At 60.5% G+C, this 18,209-nt stretch carries 14 protein-coding genes; 10 read left to right on the forward strand and 4 right to left on the reverse strand.

The features are described 5' to 3' along the window. Window positions 1–54: 54 nt before the first annotated feature. From Q0887_RS02620 to Q0887_RS02645, 6 genes are all read left to right on the forward strand, one after another. Window positions 55–1,035, forward strand: a complete 981-nt coding sequence (locus Q0887_RS02620; protein ID WP_299192096.1) for a hypothetical protein — start codon at window positions 55–57, stop codon at window positions 1,033–1,035. 29 nt (window positions 1,036–1,064) lie between these two features. After that, on the forward strand, window positions 1,065–1,544 hold the full coding sequence (locus Q0887_RS02625) for a hypothetical protein (protein WP_299192097.1): 480 nt from the start codon (window positions 1,065–1,067) through the stop codon (window positions 1,542–1,544). A gap of 94 nt (window positions 1,545–1,638) precedes the next feature. Further along, entirely contained in the window at window positions 1,639–2,757 is a 1,119-nt protein-coding gene (locus Q0887_RS02630) for a hypothetical protein (protein WP_299192098.1), read from the forward strand. A gap of 72 nt (window positions 2,758–2,829) precedes the next feature. Next, on the forward strand, window positions 2,830–8,016 hold the full coding sequence (locus tag Q0887_RS02635; RefSeq protein WP_299192099.1) for a hypothetical protein: 5,187 nt from the start codon (window positions 2,830–2,832) through the stop codon (window positions 8,014–8,016). Between the two features lie 41 nt (window positions 8,017–8,057). Next, window positions 8,058–10,136, forward strand: a complete 2,079-nt coding sequence (locus tag Q0887_RS02640) for a proprotein convertase P-domain-containing protein (protein WP_299192100.1) — start codon at window positions 8,058–8,060, stop codon at window positions 10,134–10,136. A 42-nt stretch (window positions 10,137–10,178) separates the two neighbouring features. Further along, window positions 10,179–11,813, forward strand: coding sequence for an acyl-CoA dehydrogenase family protein (locus Q0887_RS02645; protein WP_299192101.1), 1,635 nt, complete (start codon window positions 10,179–10,181; stop codon window positions 11,811–11,813). Between the two features lie 6 nt (window positions 11,814–11,819). Here the strand turns inward: Q0887_RS02645 and Q0887_RS02650 are convergent, their stop codons facing one another. Continuing rightward, window positions 11,820–12,281, reverse strand: a complete 462-nt coding sequence (locus tag Q0887_RS02650) for a response regulator (protein ID WP_299192102.1) — start codon at window positions 12,279–12,281, stop codon at window positions 11,820–11,822. Window positions 12,282–12,437: 156 nt separating this feature from the next. On the opposite strand from Q0887_RS02650, the gene Q0887_RS02655 reads away from it, so the two are divergent. After that, window positions 12,438–13,229 (forward strand): tyrosine-protein phosphatase, encoded by a 792-nt coding sequence (locus tag Q0887_RS02655; RefSeq protein ID WP_299192103.1) that lies wholly within the window; start codon window positions 12,438–12,440, stop codon window positions 13,227–13,229. Between the two features lie 64 nt (window positions 13,230–13,293). Further along, window positions 13,294–14,262 (forward strand): thioredoxin-disulfide reductase, encoded by a 969-nt coding sequence (gene trxB, locus Q0887_RS02660; protein WP_299192104.1) that lies wholly within the window; start codon window positions 13,294–13,296, stop codon window positions 14,260–14,262. A gap of 45 nt (window positions 14,263–14,307) precedes the next feature. On the opposite strand, the gene Q0887_RS02665 is transcribed toward trxB, so the two are convergent. From Q0887_RS02665 to Q0887_RS02675, 3 genes are read right to left on the reverse strand one after another with little or no spacing between them, the layout of a single operon-like run. Continuing rightward, on the reverse strand, window positions 14,308–14,739 hold the full coding sequence (locus Q0887_RS02665; protein ID WP_299192105.1) for an MAPEG family protein: 432 nt from the start codon (window positions 14,737–14,739) through the stop codon (window positions 14,308–14,310). Window positions 14,740–14,799: 60 nt separating this feature from the next. Continuing rightward, window positions 14,800–15,234: an MAPEG family protein gene (locus Q0887_RS02670; protein WP_299192106.1), complete on the reverse strand. Its 435-nt coding sequence runs from the start codon at window positions 15,232–15,234 to the stop codon at window positions 14,800–14,802. A gap of 58 nt (window positions 15,235–15,292) precedes the next feature. Next, window positions 15,293–16,267 carry a threonine/serine dehydratase gene (locus Q0887_RS02675; protein WP_299192107.1) on the reverse strand — a complete coding sequence of 325 codons (975 nt, stop codon included), beginning with the start codon at window positions 16,265–16,267 and terminating at the stop codon, window positions 15,293–15,295. A 240-nt stretch (window positions 16,268–16,507) separates the two neighbouring features. On the opposite strand from Q0887_RS02675, the gene Q0887_RS02680 reads away from it, so the two are divergent. Next, window positions 16,508–17,731 (forward strand): saccharopine dehydrogenase family protein, encoded by a 1,224-nt coding sequence (locus Q0887_RS02680; protein ID WP_299192108.1) that lies wholly within the window; start codon window positions 16,508–16,510, stop codon window positions 17,729–17,731. Further along, entirely contained in the window at window positions 17,728–18,207 is a 480-nt protein-coding gene (locus Q0887_RS02685; RefSeq protein ID WP_299192109.1) for an N-acetyltransferase, read from the forward strand. The genes Q0887_RS02680 and Q0887_RS02685 overlap by 4 nt, the downstream gene beginning before the upstream one ends. The last annotated feature ends 2 nt before the right edge of the window (window positions 18,208–18,209 follow it).

Raw genomic sequence — 18,209 nt, forward strand, 5'->3', positions numbered from 1 at the left:
TTTCGGCCCAACCGCTAACGGCTTGATAACCATTAACTCGTATCCGCCCTAGGTATGGATACGCAGAAGATATCAAAGTCGCTTTTCGCCGCACCTGTTGCGGCGTTGTTTACACTTTCCGCCCCGGCGCTCGCCGATGGCGTGGATGCAGGTACTCTTATCGAGAACACTGCAACCGCGACCTATGACGATGGCGACGGGCCGCAGACGGTTGATTCGAACACCGTCGTGGTGCGGGTGGATGAGCTGATTGACGTCACCGTGACGTCGCTCGACAGCGGGCCGATTGGCACGTCGCCGGGCGAAGCGGTGCTCACTTTCGAAGTGACCAACCAGGGCAATGGCCCCGAGGCCTATGAGCTGACCGCCAATCCGGCGGTGGCTGGCAATGACTTTGATACGAGCGTCACCAACATCGCGGTCGATACCAATGGCAACGGCACTTACGATCCGGGCGTCGATGAAATCCTGACCGCGCCTGAGACCACTCAAGTTCTGGCCGCGGACGAGACGCTGACGGTCTTCGTCATCGTCGAGGTCCCGGTCGATGCCACCGATGGTCAGGCAAGCGATGTCGAGCTGACTGCAGAAGCGGTTACCGGAACCGGGGCACCGGGCACGGTGTTTGCGGGTCAGGGCGTTGATGGCGGCGATGCGATCATCGGCACAACCGGTGCGGATGACAGCGCGATCGGCACGCTGATCGTGGGCATCACCACGGTTGATCTCGACAAGAGCGTCACCGTTGTTGATCCGTTCGGCGGCACCAGCGCCGTTCCAGGCTCGATCGCGACCTTTACGATTTTGGCCAATGCTCAGGGCAGCGGATCGGTTGACGATCTGGTTGTCACCGACGCGATCCCTGACGGCACGACCTATGTCGCAAATTCGCTCACCCTCGATGGCGGCGCGCTCACCGATGCCAGCGGCGATGATGCGGGTGAAGCATCCGATGCGGCCGGCATTTCGGTTGATCTGGGCACCGTCGCAGGCGGCTCCAGCCACTCCATCACATTCGACGTCACGATCGATTGAACCAACTGATCAGTTGAGGAAACAGACCCATGAATATTCTCAAGAAAATGGCCGCAGCTCTGCTGATTGCCGGATCTGCGGCAATGCCAGCTGCTGCATTTGCGCAGAGCCCGGTTACGCTTTCGGGCGATGTGAAGGCGGTTGAAACCTCGGTCGATGCCGATGGGAATGAGACCACGCAGCTGGTCGCGCCCGATGTCATCGTGCCAGGTGATCGCCTCGTTTTCGGAACCGACTACGCCAATAATGGCGCGGAGCCGGTCGAGAACTTCGTCGTCACCAACCCGCTTCCCACCGCAGTGCGCCTCGCTCCAGATGCCGCTGCCGATCTGACCGTCTCGGTCGATGGAGGCGCAAGCTGGGGCACGCTCGCCGAACTCAGCGTTACTGCAGAGGACGGAACGAGCCGCGCGGCGACCCATTCGGATGTCACGCATGTGCGCTGGACGCTCGCGACGATTGCGCCGGGCGACAGCGGACGGCTCGAATACCCCGCGATAATCCGCTGAAAAATTTCACAAAATCTTCCGTCGTAAGACGGTTGGTAACCGCCATGTCCCGTGGGCGGTCTGAAGTCACGGGCGCACGCAGAGGACCACAACAATGAAACGAACAACCCAGCTGCTGGGTGCAGTTAGCGCGGTAGCGCTAGTTGCAATGTCCAGCACGCCGGCCTTGGCAGTCGGGACAACTGCTGGTGATACCATCACCAACAATGTCTCGGTTTCCTTCCAGGTTGGCGGTGAAGACCAAACCGCTGTTACTGACAGCGATACCTTTACAGTTGACCGCGTCATCGACGTCAACGTCAACTTCACTGGAACGAGTCCGGAATCGGTCTCGCCCGGCGAAGATAACGTTGTCCTCGCATTCGACGTGACCAACCTGTCGAACGACGTCGTCGATCTTGATCTCAGCACCGTCCTGACCGGCGGCACTGCGGCGAACATCGAAAACATCGAAATCTATCTCGATTCCGATGGTGACGGTGTTCTGGATGCAGGTGAACTGGCCGCAGGCCCGATCACCTTCCTCGACGAAGTGGCTGCCGATGACGGTACCGGTACCGAGACTATCTCAGTCCTCGTCGTCGCCGACATCACCACTGACGCAGTGAACACTGACACGTTTGACATCGTGCTGGTTGCAGACGCGCATGAAGATGGCGGCATTGGCGTTCTTGGCGCCGAAATCACCGCTACTGCCGGTGCAAACACTGCTGGTGTCGATACCGTTCTTGCCGATGGTAATGGCGGTACGGGCGAAGAAGCCGACAATGACGGCGCCTTCTCCGATCAAGGCCAGTTCGAAGTGGCAGGCGCTGAAGTCAGCGTCGTCAAGTCGAGCCGCATCATCAGCGACCCTGTCAATGGCACGACCGATCCGAAAGCAATTCCGGGTGCTGTTATCGAGTACTGCATCGCGGTCTCGAACGCTACCGGCGCTGCTACGGCAACGTCTGTCAGCGTGGCCGACGATCTGCCAGCTGACGTGACATTCACGGCCAGTGACTTCGGCATCTTTGTCGATGGCACCGCAACGATCGACACTTCGGGCGCAACCCCGGTGGCGACATGCGCTGGCGGCACCGATGGTGAGGGCACGACTGCTTCCTACACCGCTGGTGGCGGTACAGGTGGTCTTGACCTCATCGCTGGCACGCTCAGCGATCTCCCGGCGAGCACCACGCGTTCGCTCTATTTCCGCGTCACGATCAACTAAGATCTGAACGGTAGGGAATAGACTTTGCGTGTGTCCCCCTCTTTGAGGCGTCTGGCGGCAGCACTTTCAGTAGTGCTGCTGCCATTTGGCGTGCTCGAAGAGGGGGCGTCCGCTCAGATTAATGGCTCTCAGGGTAATGGTACCGAAGTTATCGGCACGATTTCCAACACTGCTGAAGCCACTTACACGTTCGTGGGTCGCCCGGTGCGGACCCCGAGCAATACCGTGACACTGGATGTCACATCTCCACCCCCTTCTATTCGCACATTCCGTCCGGCTTCGACCGGCGGTGTGGACCTCGATTTCCGTGCGCCGATTTGCGCGGCATCGGGTCAGAGTGGACAGGGCACGGGGGGCACCGGGAATACAAGTATCGAGCTTGCGCCGCTGAACGACGCGGTCGAACAAAGCCAGATTGTCCGTGCAGGGCAGGTTCTGGTCTTTGAAGTGACCGCCCTGGCTGCCAATCTCGATCCCAACGCCGCCGATAGTCTCGAAATCACACTCACGACCTCTACAGGAGACCGTGAGACGGAGACGATTTTCGAAACCGGGCCGAACACCGGCGTTTTCGTAGGCCAGATCGATACTATCCGCATGCCGCCGAGCGTTGCGCAGGGCGATTGCCGCCTCAGCATCGTCGATGGCGCGGACATTACGGTCACCGCGACACTGCCGGGTGATACGACGGTCATCGTCGAGACGCTGGTTGATGTGCTTGCCGATCCGTTTGGTGTCGTTTTCGACAGCGAAACCGGCCAGCCGGTCGATGGTGCGGTCGTGACTTTGATTGATGTCGCCACCGGCCAGCCCGCAACGGTCTTTGCTGAAGACGGTGTTACCTCGTGGCCTTCAACGGTAATTTCGGGGCAACCGATCACCGATGGCGCTGGCAATGTGACCGATCTGGGGGCGGGCGAGTTCTGGTTCCCGCTGACATTCCTCGGCACCTATCGCCTCGAAATCACGCCGCCTGAGCCTTACACAGCACCTTCCGTGGTCAGCCCGCAGGATCTTGCGCGCCTGACCCGCCCGGATGGCCGGGGTTTCGTGATCCTCGACGGTTCTTATGGCGGTGCTTTCACGCTGACCGATCCGACGCCGGTCCAGATCGACATTCCGCTGGATCGACCAGGTCAGGATATCGGTCTTGTCAAAACCGCATCGCGCCAGCGTGTGCAGCCTGGAGACGTTGTTTTCTACTCGGTGACTGCGCGCAATGACGATCCCTCGCGCCCGCGCCGCAATGTGGTGCTGACCGACACGCCTGCGAGCGATCTGCGCCTGCGTCCTGACTCCATCCGCATTGACGGTGTTGAAGCACCTGATGCGGTCGAAATTGCTGCCGATGGCCGCCAATTTACCATTTCGCTCGGCGATATCGAAGCTTCGGGCTCGCGCCGTGTCACATATGCGATGACTGTGCGTTCCGACGCGGCTCCGGGGCGTGCGCTGAATGATGTGCTTGTGATCGACAGCCTTGGTCGCACCGCTCGCACCAGCGTAGCCGTTGATATTGAACGCGAATCCATTGCGGACCGGATGACGATCATTGGCCGGATCACCGCTGGACCCTGTTCACTTGACGACCCACGTCCAGGAATTCCGGGTGTGCGCGTTGTGCTTGAGGACGGATCCTACGCGATCACCGATGCCGATGGCCGCTATCACTTCGAAGGCGTTGTCCCGGGTACACATGTCGTCGCTGTGTCGCGCATGACGCTGCCGGAAGGTGCGGAGCTGGTTGATTGCCACCGCGATACCCGCAGTGCCGGTTCGACTAGTTCGCGCTTTGTCATTGGACGCGGCGGAAGCCTCGTTGTTGCTGACTTCCATGCGACAGTTCCCGAAGGATATGAAGCGCTTGCCGATGCTTCTTCACAAGCCGAAACACGTCCTGACGGTGCTGGCGCGCGCGCTGTTGACGCGATTGCTGGTGGTCCCGCACAGCGCGGCGCGCCTGCTCTCGACGCAGAAACGCTGACTGAAGCGGGTGTTGCTGAAAGCACTGCGGAAGCCGCTGCATCCGCCGAAATGTCCTATGCGCCCAACACGGACTGGATTGCGCTGGGTGATGGCGAAGACGGCTTCCTGACGCCTGGGGTGACCGCGAACCCGCGTGCTCCGGCTATCCGCGTCGCTATCCGTCACCGCAAAGGCCAGACCGTGATCCTGCGCGTTAACGGCGAAGAAGTGAGCGGGCTCAACTTTGATGGCACTCTCAATCCGGAACGCGGCCAATTTGCTGTCAGCACATGGCGCGGCATCCTGCTTGAGAATGATCGCACCGTACTCGAAGCCGACATCGTCAACAGCTTTGGCATGGTGTCCAAGACCTTCACCCGCGAAGTGTTCTTCACCACCACGCCTTCGCGCGTTGAGATGGTGCCGGAACTGTCGAACCTGATCGCTGACGGGCGCACCCGTCCTGTGGTCGCAATCCGTGTTCTCGACCGGAACAACCGCCCGCTGCGCGCCGGTGTTTCGGGCAATTTCACGCTCAACGCGCCGTATGAGAGCGCCGAGCAGATTGACCGCCAGCAGCTTAATCAGCTCACCGGCTTTGCCCCGACGTCGGCCCGCTGGGTTGTCGAAGGCACGGACGGCATTGCTCTAATCGAGCTTGCCCCGACCATGGTCAGCGGCTCGCTGCGCCTCGACTTCCAGTTCAACGATGGCGAGCTTGTGCGCGACCAGCAACTCGACGGCTGGATTGAACCGGGCGATATCGAATGGACCATTGTCGGCCTCGCCGAAGGCACTGTGGGTGCGCGTTCGGTCGCCGAGAATATGGAGCGCGAAGGCCGCTTTGACAGCGATCTGGGCGATGATGCGCGCGTTGCGCTCTATGCCAAGGGCCGCGTGCTGGGTCGCTACCTGCTGACGCTCGCCTATGACAGCGCCAAGCAGCGTGAAGATCAGCGGGTGCTCGGCACAATCGACCCGCAGGCCTATTACACCGTTTTTGCCGATGGCTCGACCCGCCGCTTTGACGCTGCGAGCCGTGAGAAGCTCTATGTCCGCATCGAAACCTCGACCTTCTACGCACTTTATGGCGACTTCGAGACGAGCTTCGACCAGACAAACCTTGCGCGTTACAACCGCACAGCAACCGGTGTGCGCGGTGAAGCGCGCGTGGGCCAGTTCAAGGCGACTGCCTTTGCTGCTGAAATCTCCAGCCGCCTCCAGCGCGACGAGATCCAGGGGCAGGGCATCACCGGTCCGTATCAGCTTTCGAACCGCGCAATCCTTGCCAATAGCGAGCGTGTGACGATTGAAGTGCGCGACCGCTTCCGTTCGGAACAGATCGTTTCGAGCCAGACGCTCACGCGCTTCCTCGACTACAATATCGACCTGTTCTCCGGCACGATCACCTTTGTCCGTCCGGTTCTGAGCCGCGATGAGTTTCTCAACCCGCAATTTGTCGTTGTCGAATATGAAACCGAAGGTCAGGGCAATGCCGAGCTGAATGCCGGTATTCGCGCCGACTGGACCAGCGCCGACGACCGCATTCGCATCGGTGTGAACGCAATCACTGACAAGGGCGAGGGCGCCCGTACAGATCTCGGCGCGATTGATGTGCGCGCACGCCTTGGCCAGAACACAGAGCTGCGCGGCGAATACGCCATGAGCCGCCGCAATGGCGAGAATGCAACCGGCTGGATTGCCGAAGTGCAGCACCAGACCGGCAAGCTCGATGTGCTCGCCTATGCCCGCCAGCTCGACGCCGATTACGGTGTGGGCCAGCAAAACGGCGTGGAGCTGGGTCGCCGCAAGATCGGTGTCGATGGCCGCGTATTCCTCAACGACAATCTCAGCGTGATTGGCAGCGTGTGGCAGGACGACAGCCTGACCGACAGCTCGCGCCGCCGCGCTGCGCAGGCTCAGGTGAACCTGACGCGCCGCAACACCGATGTTCGCCTTGGCCTGTCCTACTTTGACGACCTGCTTGCTGATGGCACGACCAACACTTCGACTGTGCTCGAAGCCGGCGTGACACAGCGCATGCTCGACAACACTCTGGAAGTGTCGCTCGCCACCTCAATCGCGCTCGACAGTGCCGAGAGCATCGACCTGCCCGCACGTCACCGCGTTGGAGTGCGCTATGCGCTGACCCGCAATGTGCGCCTGGTCGGCACTTACGAGATCACCGATGGCGAGAATATCGACGCGCGTCAGCTGCGCGGCGGTATCGAGGCAACCCCGTGGCAGGGTGGTCAGATCGTCACGACCTTGGGTCAGGAAACTATCGGCGAGTTCGGCAACCGCACCTTTGCAGCATTCGGCCTTGCCCAGACGCTGCAAGTATCGCCGGAATTCACGATCGACGCGACGATTGACGGCAATCGCACGATTGGCGGCACGCCGAACTCGAGCGACCTTATCAACCAGCTCCAGCCTGCCGCGAGCGGCGGTCAGCTGACCGGCAACCAGCAGTTCGAAGACTTCACCGCCTTCACGCTGGGCGGCGCATGGCGCAAGGACCGCTGGAGCGTTACCGCGCGCGGTGAATATCGCGATGGCGAACAGGCAGACCGCATGGGCGCAACCTTTGGCGCGATCCGTCAACTGGGCGAGGGCAGCATTGTCGGCTCTGGCGCAACATGGACGCGTGCCGAAGACGAAAACGGCCCGACCACTGAGATTTTCGATGCAAGCATCGCATTTGCTCACCGTCCCGACTCTTCGGAAGTCGCTATGCTGGGCAAACTCGAATATCGCAGCGACCGCGTAACCGGCGGCGTGGCTGGCCAAGCTGGCGGCGCAGGGCGCACCGCGTTGATCGTTGATGGCGATGCAACTTCGCGCCGTCTCGTAGGCAGCTGGTCCACCAACTGGAGCCCACGCGGCTGGGACGAAGACGAGTTTGGCATCGAGCACCAGACCCGCCGCGACGAATACACCTTGTTCCTTGGCGCGCGTCACAACTTCGACGAGTTCGAAGGCACCGAGTTCTCCGGCACTACCGTGCTTGCCGGTGTCGACTTCCGCCTTGGCGTGACTGACAAGATCGAAGTCGGCGCAAGCGGCACTGTGCGCGCCAACCTTGAAGATGATGTGACCAGCTATTCCTATGGCCCGACCATTGGCTTTGTTCCGGTCGAAGGCATGTTGCTCACCGTCGGCTATAATGTCGAAGGTTTCCGCGATGGCGACTTCTCGGCGGCGCGCAACACCGATGAAGGCCTGTTCGCCAGCGTTCGCTTCAAGTTCGACACCGACACATTTGACTTCCTTGGTCTGGGAGGTCGTCGATGAGCGATACAAGTGTTTTCAACAAGGTAAACCCCTTGTTTACCATGAATAAGTACGCAAGCCAGATGAGTTTGACACGGTTGCAAATCCGGATTGAGCGCACGCTTCTCATCGCCATTCAGGCGGCAATTGCGCTGCTGTGTCTGGCATTTGCGCAACCTGCCATGGCGCAGACCACCAACACTTATGTGGTCACCAATGACGGTACGATCAGCGGCTCCACCCCGTGCGGCACGCCGCTGGTGCGCAACTTCGTTGTCGGCGACAGTTTTACGGTTGCGGATGTCGATCTGGGCTTCTTCGCGACGCACACTTGGCGCGGTGATATTCGCGTGACCCTGCAGGCACCCGATGGCACGCGAGTACAGCTGGTCAATGGTGAGACGAACAACACCAATGGCGACAATATCAATGTCCTGCTGGACGACGACTTCGCCACCGTCGTCAACTCGACCAACATTACCGTCGCGCATTCGACAGTCGCTCCGCCGCCTTTCGAAAACAACCGCGCGCCTAACAATGCTCTTTCAGCGTTTAACGGCGTAAGCAGTGCAGGCACGTGGCGCCTCGAAATCTGCGACCTGTTCACGGGCGCTGATGATGGCATCTTCCGGCATGCTGAGTTGTATTTGACGTCTGCAGTCCCAGCCAATTTCGCCGATCTGTCGCTGACAAAAGCACTGGTGGGATCGCCGCCGGTTCAGGGCGGGAGCGTGACATGGCGCCTTACTGTGACCAACAACTCGGCTTCACCCGACACGGCCACAGGCGTTGTGGTGAATGACAATCTGCCCACCGGTTTCACCTTTCTGTCCGCAAGCGGAGATGGCAGCTTTAACCAGGCCAGCGGCGATTGGACTGTGGGCTCGCTTGCACCGGGTGAAAGCAAGACAATCACCTTGCAAGGCTCAATCTCGAGCGCGGCGGGCACGACGATTACCAATACTGCCGAAGTCGTTGCATCGAGTGAGGTCGACAGCGATTCCACCGTGAACAATGGCGCGACGGGCGAAGACGATTTCGCTTCGTCATCTTTCACCGTGCAAAGCGGTCGTTCGCCGGGTGTCCCGCCAATTTTGTCCTGCCCGGCGGGGCAGTCTGTGTTCGATTGGGATACGATACCTGGCTGGACCACCGGGTCGACCAACAACACCTATGCGTTTGCAAGCTTTGGCAACATTCAGTTCCAGCTTTCGAATGACGGCGCATTCCTCAACAGCGCCAATTTCGGCGGACAGACGCCGACCGTCTTCAACTATTACACGGGCGGCATTTCCCCTGCTGAAGACAGCCTTCACATGCTCGCCGATCAGGCCAACCAGTCGGGCGATGTGACGATTGTCATCACATTGCCGCGTAGCTTCACCGGCCTGCAATTCTCGATCTTTGACGTCGATTTCGGTGCAAACCAGTTTGCCGACCGGGTTCAGGTTACCGGGACCAATAGCGGCGCCAGCGTCACGCCGACATTGACCAACGGCAATGTCAACTTCGTCAGCGGGAACGTGGTAATCGGCGATGGGGCTTCGACTGAAACACAGCCATTGGGCAATGTGGTCGTGACCTTCACACAGGCTGTAGACACGATCACGATCAGCTATGGCAACCACACCACGGCGCCGACCGATCCTGGTCAGCAGGGTATCTCGATCCACGATATCAATGTCTGCAACCCGTTCACCACGTTGAATGTGAGCAAGGTCAGCTCGCTCATCTCCGATCCGGTCAATGGCTCCACGAACCCCAAGGCCATTCCTGGCGCGACGGTGGAGTATCTCATCACCGTCACCAACACCGGCGGCGAACCGGCTGATGCGGATAGTGTCGTGGTCTGGGACGATGGCCCTGCCGATGCCAAGATGTGCCTGATCACGCGAGCGGCAGGGCCTGTCATCTTCGCTGATCCGGGGAGCAACTCGGGGCTGACCTATGGCTTTACCAGCCTCGCAGCGACAACGGATGACGTGGAATTCTCCAACGATGACGGGGTAAATTTCAATTATACGCCCACCGCTGATGGCGATGGCTGCGACAGCGCGATCACCGATTTCCGGGTGCTTCCGGGCGGTGCATTCGGCGCCGGCGGCAATTTCACCGTCACCGTGCGCTATATTATCGAATAGATAGGTTCACGCGGCGCGCCATGCTCTGCTAGCAGCGCGTATATGAGTGACTTGATTTCCAAAGCCAAAGAAGCGGTGCAGGCCTCGCGCGCATACTCTGATGGAGTGCGCGCCAATCTGACCGATGAGTTGTCGGGTGCCGACAGTGACGCCCTAACGCAGGCCCAGCACAGGCTCCATGGTTTCGCCTGGATTGCGAGCACTTTGGCAGCTTTGGAGGCGACCTGTGACTGGGCGGCACGGTCGCACAGTGCGGGGCGGTTTGGCGAAATCGAAGAACTGACATTGCGGATCGGCTTTGGCGAATATTGCGCGCAGCTGGTTCACGGCGTGGCGATGAGTGCGAGCGAGATCGTCAGACCCGAAGCTCTGGGCGCGAGCGGTGCTGCGGAGGCGCTCGCGCGCGACCCAGCGGTCAGCGCATTCCTTTCCGGCGGCAGCACACCCGAAACCCGCGCGCGGCTGGCGCAATTGCTGGGCGAGGGCGCGCGGCCTGACGAGGCTTTCGGTGACGAAACGCTTGACCTTGTGCGCGAACAGTTCCGCGCCTTTACCGAGGCCAGGATCACACCCTTCGCCCATCAGTGGCACCTCGACGACGCCTTGATCCCCGATGCTGTCGTTGCCGAAATGGCCGAGCTGGGGGTGTTCGGCGTGTGCATAGACGAGGAATATGGAGGGCAGGGCCTCGGCAAGCTCGCCATGGCGCTGGTGTCGCAGGAGCTGTCGCGTGGATGGATCTGCGCAGGCTCGCTTGGCACACGTTCGGAGATTGCGGGCGAGCTGATTGGCGAGAACGGCACACAGGCGCAGAAGACGAAATTCCTGCCCGGCATTGCCGACGGCTCGATCCTTCCCACGGCGGTGTTCACCGAACCTGACACCGGCAGCGACTTGGCCAGCGTGCGCACCCGCGCGCGGCGCTCTGGGAACGGCTGGCAAATCGACGGGGCAAAAACATGGATCACCCATGCAGGCCGCGCCGATCTGATGACGCTGCTTGCGCGCACCGATCCCGACCAAGCAGGGTATCGCGGCCTGTCAATGTTCCTCGCTGAAAAGACGCGGGGCAGCGGCGATGAACCATTCCCCAATCCCGGCATTGACGGCAGCGAGATTGAAGTGCTCGGCTATCGCGGAATGAAGGAATATGCACTCGGCTTTGACGGGTTCGCTTTGCCCGAAGATGCGCTTCTCGGCGGGGCTGAAGGGCAGGGCTTCAAGCAGTTGATGCGCACATTCGAAGGCGCACGTATCCAGACTGCCGCGCGTGCAGTCGGCGTGGCTTGGAACGCCTTCGACCTTGCGCTGGCCTATGCGCAGGACCGCAAGCAGTTTGGCGGGCCGCTGACCCAATTCCCGCGCGTTTCAGACAAGATCGCATTGATGGCAGTCGAGATCGTGATGGCGCGTGAGCTTACCTATTTCGCCGCTCGTCAAAAGGATCGCGGGAACCGCTGCGATATCGAGGCGGGGATGGCAAAACTGCTCGCCGCCCGAACCGCATGGAGTGCAGCGGACAATGCGGTGCAGGTGCATGGCGGTAATGGCTATGCGCTCGAATTCCCGATCAGTAGAGTGCTGTGCGACGCGCGCATTCTCAACATCTTCGAAGGCGCCGCCGAGATTCAGGCGCAAGTAATCGGCAAGGGGCTGCTGAATTCGCAGCGCAGCTAAGGAATGTCAGATCACGCGTCTGGGGGCGGGTACTACGTCCTGATAGGTCCCTGAACTGCGCGCCAGATGGGTTTGCAGGTCGACATGTTGCGGCCTGCCGAGCCGCCTCGACAAGACTCGATGAACCCGGGCTGTGAGCACCTGAGGGTCATAGGGCTTGCGCACAAAATCCTGCGCGCCGGCATAAATCGCCTGCGCTTCGTCATCCTCGCCGCTCATTGCAGTGAACATGATGACGGGTAGGTCATAGAACCGCTCCGAACCGCGCAATTTGCGCAGCAGCGAGATGCCCGACATTCCCGGCATGTCCTGATCGAGCAGCAGAATATCGGGACGGCGCGTCGACAGCAGGTTCCACGCCGCTTCGCCGCTTGTCACCCACCCGCAGGCATGACCAGCATCGATCAGGGTTTGCGATGCCAATTCGGCAATCAGTTCGTCGTCATCAGCGATGAGAATGTGAGCCATGGGAGATGTCCATATGTCGGGCGTGTAATATTCGGTTGCATCTGCTGTAGCGATGGTTCTCCAAGCACAGCTTTGCGCGCTCCCCCGCACCTCTACCTAGGGCCGCTACGGGGCGGTGCTTGCCGCGCGCCGGGCGGAGTGCCACTGAGGTCCGCGATGATTCGACAGTCCCGACCCAGCCCGTTCCTCGAAACCGAGGGTATCCACAATCTGCGCGACTATGGGGGCTACGCCGCCGCCGACGGTGCGCGGATCAAGGCCGGGCTGCTGTACCGCTCCGGACAGCATATGGAGGCGACGGGCGGCGATCTCGACACGCTGCAAGCTCTTGATATCCGGACGATTATCGATTTTCGCGGAGAGAGCGAACGAAGCAGTTTTCCGTGCCGTCGCCATGCCGATTTCAACGCCGATGTGATCGCCTATGATGGCGAAACGACCAGCTCGCCTCCGCACGAAGGTGGCTGGGACAAGACCGATATGACTGCCGAGAAGGCACGCGCGCGGATGATCGCGGTCTATACCCGCATGCCGGTAAATCCGGCGATGATCGATATGTTCACGCGCTATTTCGAGGCTCTGGACTCTCGCGACGGTGGCAGTTTGATTCATTGTTTTGCCGGAAAGGACCGCACCGGTGTCGCAGCGAGTCTGCTGCTCCACGTGCTCGGCGCGCATCACGACGATGTGGTGGGCGAATTCCTGCTAACCAATGATGCACCCACGCGCCATATCCTCGAACGCCAATCGCTCCCACGCATGGAAGCGCATTACGGCGAGATCGAGCCGGAGGCGGTGCGCAACCTGATGGGTGTGCATGCCGAATATATCGAAACCTACTGGGCCGAGGTGACGAAGAGCCACGGATCGGTTGATGCCTATCTTGCCCAAAGATTAGGTGTGGATGAGACAAGGAAAGCTCGCCTGCGAGAGCGCTTGCTGACGTGACAAGCGGCCACGCACCCCCCATATCCTCACCCGACAATTGACGCACAGAACAAGAGATACAACCATGGCTACCCACCGCACCAAGATGCTCATCATCGGCTCCGGCCCGGCAGGATACAGCGCCGCGATCTACGCTGCGCGCGCCATGCTGGAGCCGATTGTGGTTCAGGGCCTGCAGCCCGGCGGCCAGCTGACCATCACCACCGATGTCGAGAACTATCCCGGCTTTCGCGAAGTGGTGCAGGGCCCGTGGCTGATGGAGGAGATGAAGGCACAGGCCGAGCATGTCGGCACGCGCATGATGTACGACATCATCACCGAGGTCGATTTCGACAATGGCTCTCCCTATCGCGCAGTGGGTGATAGCGGCGACGAGTACATCGCCGACACCGTCGTGATCGCGACCGGCGCGCAGGCCAAGTGGCTTGGCGTTCCGGGCGAGCAGGAGCTGGGCGGCAAAGGTGTGTCTGCCTGCGCGACCTGCGATGGCTTCTTCTACCGCGGCAAGAAGGTTGCGGTGATCGGCGGCGGCAACACCGCTGTCGAGGAAGCGCTCTACCTCACCAACCATTCCGACGATGTGACCCTGATCCACCGCCGCGACGAACTGCGGTCGGAGAAGATCCTCGAGCAGCGCCTAATGAAGAACCCCAAAATCTCAACGCTGTGGAACAAGACGGTCGAGAGCTTCGAAGCGGGCGAGAACGGAGCGTTGGGGCACCTAGTGCTCAAGGACACGCAGACCGGTGAGACCTCGACGCTTGAGGTCGACGGAGCCTTCGTCGCCATCGGCCACGCGCCTGCGACCGAACTGTTCAAAGGCAAGCTGGCGATGGATGCGGGCGGCTATCTCGATGTCGAGCCGGGCACTCCCAAGACCGCGATCCCCGGCGTCTTTGCTGCGGGCGATGTTACCGACCATGTCTATCGTCAGGCGGTGACGGCTGCGGGAATGGGCTGCATGGCTGCGCTCGATGCCGAGCGTTATCTTGCCGCACGTGAGGACGAGCTGGAGGCGGAAGCGGCAGAGTAAGGCCGCTTCCGCATCAGCGCATTCAGCGTCTGGCGAACACCGTCCCTATTTGAGGACGATTAGCGCCGCCATCGCGATCAGTGCAATCAGCACCAAGCTCGACAGGGCGAAGAGCACGAAGCGCACCATCACCTTGTTCGCGGTAACCTGAACGATCGAGTGCACGATGCGCAGGCCGGTGTAGATCCACGCCAGAAACGCCGTCATGCCGTCACCTGCTTCGAGCAGTGCGAGGCTCAGTGCGACTGCGTAGAAGACGGTCGGCGCTTCGTGCAAGTGGTTGTAATTGTGGGCTTTCCACTGGACGTGCGCTGGCAGAGTACGATCAAGCGATGCGTCGGGATCGCTCACCAGCTTGTCCACATCGACCTGCGCCTTGGTCATAGCGGGGATGCGCGTTGCGTACATCCATGCCCACATCACCATAGTCCAGATCATCAGCGCTACCGCCGGCTGCAGGATATCCATTCCGGTCATTGTTGCATGTCCTCTTAATCGGGTTTTCTATTGTGCCGAGCCGGTATCAGGCCAAGGCGTTCAAGCAAAGGCGGTGGCCATAACTGCGCGCACCGCCAGCACGATCAGTGCAATAGTGCTTGTAATGAACAGCAGGAAACGGATCGGGATCTTGTTGAACAGGATCTGCCACAGCGAATGGACGATCCGCAGACCGACATAGATCCACGCCAGCATCACATCCAGCGCGCCTGCTCCGACAATCGCGAGGATCGCTGAGACCGCGTAGAACAGGGTGGGCTGTTCGTGCAGGTGAGTGTGGTTGTGCGCAGGCCAGTTGGCTTTGTCCGGGATCACGCCTTCGAGATCGTTGCCGCGACCGCCTCGCTTGGCGGTGACAGCCGACTTGTCCTCCAGCTTGGCGATCGCGCCAAAGCGGCTTGGGATGATCCAGAACAGGACGATCAGCGTCCACACCACCAAAACGGCTGCCGGGGCTAACATCTGGGCTTGCATATCACTGTCCTCTCTTGACTGTTATTGCGCGACTACCTGTGAGAGCGCGGATGGATTGTCAATTGCAACTGTTTGTCTCGATTTGCTCCGCAATCGTCTCGGCAAAGCGCGCAGGGTCGGCATTGCCTCCAGTGATCATGATGACGGTGCTTTCATCCACCGACACCTTGCCCGCCAGCGCCGCCGCCAATGCCGCTGCACCGCCCGGCTCGATCACCAGTCGCAGATTGGCATAGGCCCAGCGCTGCGCATGGCGCACTTCGTCATCGCTCACCGTCACGCCCGGTTCGGCCCGGCCGCTGAGCAGGTCGAGATTGAGCTGCTTGGTCACATTTGGCTGAAGCGCATCGCAGATCGTCGCCGGAGCAGGGTCAGCGACTTGCACCAGTTTGCCCGCGGCGAGCGCCTGTCCGACCATGTCCCACCCTTCGGGCTCGACCACATGGATCGCCGCACCGGGGCAGGCGAGGCCGAGGCCAGCCGCCAGTCCCCCGCCGCCGCAGCAAGCGATGATGCGCGAGGGCTCGCGGCCCAATTGCTGCTCTATCTCTACGCCAGCGCTGCCTTGCCCCTCGATCACCCACGGATCGCCGAATGCGTGGACGAGCACGCCGCCTCGCTCCTCGATCAGTCTGGCGGCAACCGCGTCGCGATCCTCGCCGGGACGCTGGTAGAGCACGACCTCGGCGCCCAAAGCGCGCGTGTTGTCGAGCTTCACCTGCGGCGCGTCATGCGGCATCACGATGGTCGCACCGATCCCCAGCCGCCGTGCTGCCCAGGCAACCCCTTGCGCATGGTTGCCTGACGATACCGCGACCACTCCGGCGGCGCGCTGTGCTTCGGTCAGGTTGGACAGGCGCCACCAGCCGCCTCTGATTTTGAACGCGCCGATGGGTTGCAGGTTCTCCGCCTTCACATGCGCCGTAACGCCGCCGATCTCGACCGGCAGCAACGGGGTGGGCGGCAGGATGCTGGCGATGCTCTTGGCCGCCGCAGTCACGCCGTCACGGGTCGGGAGCCGTGCTTCAACCATGCCCTTGCACTCCCATGATACGCCGTAACATGGACCGGATGTTACACGGTCCTGGGGAAGAAAAATCCCGCAGAAATCCGCGAGTTTGCGCTTCTGGAGCAAGAAAGCGTGTTGGAATTGTGTGAGCCATGACGTGACTATGCCTCACCAAAGCGAAGTAGGAAATGCTCGCGCGATTGAGGCTCCACAATCATTGCCCTAAAGACGCGCGCAAGAATCACATTTGAAAGGCAGTCATCCATGTCGAAAGTTCTGGTTATCGGGGCAGGGGGCGTCAGCTCGGTCTGCGTCCATAAAATGGCCCAAATACAAAAGACGCAAGCCGGTATCTTCTCCGAAATCCACCTCGCCAGCCGCACGCGCTCCAAATGCGATGCGATCGCGGCGAGCGTCAAAGAGCGCACCGGAGTCGAGGTTGCGACATACGAGATCGACGCGGAAGAAGTGCCCGCAATGGTCAATCTCATCCGCAAGGTGCAGCCCAGCCTCGTGGTCAATCTCGCGCTACCTTATCAAGACCTGCCGATCATGGATGCGTGTCTGGAGGCGGGCGTGCACTATCTCGACACCGCCAATTACGAGCCGAAGGACGAGGCAAAGTTCGAGTACAAATGGCAGTGGGCCTATCATGACCGCTTCAAGGAAGCGGGGTTGATGGCGCTGCTCGGCTCTGGCTTCGACCCCGGCGTGACCAGCGTCTTCACCATGTGGCTCAAGAAGCACAAGCTGAAGACCATCCGCACGCTCGACATTCTCGACTGCAATGGCGGCGATCACGGTCAGGCTTTTGCGACCAACTTCAACCCCGAAATCAACATCCGCGAAGTGACCGCACCCGCGCGGCACTGGGAGAACGGCGAGTGGGTCGAGACGCCCGCCATGCAGATTTCGACCGAGTTCGATTTCGACGCTGTCGGTCCGAAGAACGCCTATCTCATGTATCACGAGGAGCTGGAAAGCATCGCCAAGTTCAATCCCGAGATTGAGCGCGCGCGCTTCTGGATGACCTTTGGCGATGAGTATATCAAGCACCTCACCGTGCTCCAGAATGTCGGCATGACGCGGATTGATCCGGTGCGCTATCAGGGCAAGGATGTCATCCCGCTGCAATTCCTCGCCGCCGTATTACCCAAGCCAGAAACTCTGGGCGAAACGACCAAGGGCAACACCAATATCGGCTGCATCGCGACCGGCGAAGCGCTAGACGGCTCGGGCGAAAAGACGTTCTACATCAACAATATCTGCAGCCATGAGGCCGCGTTTGAAGAGACAGGCAATCAGGCTGTGAGCTACACAACCGGCGTGCCCGCGATGATCGGCTCTGCGATGATGGTGACCGGCAAGTGGTCGGGAGAGGGCGTCTTCAACATGGAAGAAATGGACCCCGATCCGTTTATGGAGATGCTCAACCAGCATGGCCTGCCGTGGCAGGTTAAGGAGCTCGACGGGCCGGTTGGGTTTTGATCCGCGAAGCCCAACCCTCTGACGCCAGCGCAATTTGGGACATCATAGGTCCAGTCATTCGGACGGGTGAGACCTACACGATTGACCGCGACATTTCTCGAGAATCCGCGCTCGCCTATTGGATGGACGGCGGCGGACATTGCTTCGTCGCCGAAGAGGCTGGCGAAGTGCTGGGGACCTACTATCTCAAACGCAATCAGGCGGGCGGCGGAAGCCATGTCGCCAATTGCGGCTATATGGTCGGCGAAGCGGCGCGCGGCAAAGGCATTGCACGTGCGATGTGCGAGCATTCGATGCAAATGGCGCGCGAGCTAGGCTTTGCCGCGATGCAGTTCAATTTCGTGGTGTCGACCAATATGGGCGCAGTCCGCTTGTGGGAAAGCCTTGGATTTGAAACCGTCGGACGCCTGCCAGATGCCTTCGATCACCCTAAAGCGGGGTATGTCGACGCATTGGTCATGCACAGAAAGCTGTAAGC

Origin of the sequence: uncultured Erythrobacter sp., from assembly GCF_947492365.1 — a bacterium.
In the GTDB taxonomy this organism is placed as follows: domain Bacteria; phylum Pseudomonadota; class Alphaproteobacteria; order Sphingomonadales; family Sphingomonadaceae; genus Erythrobacter.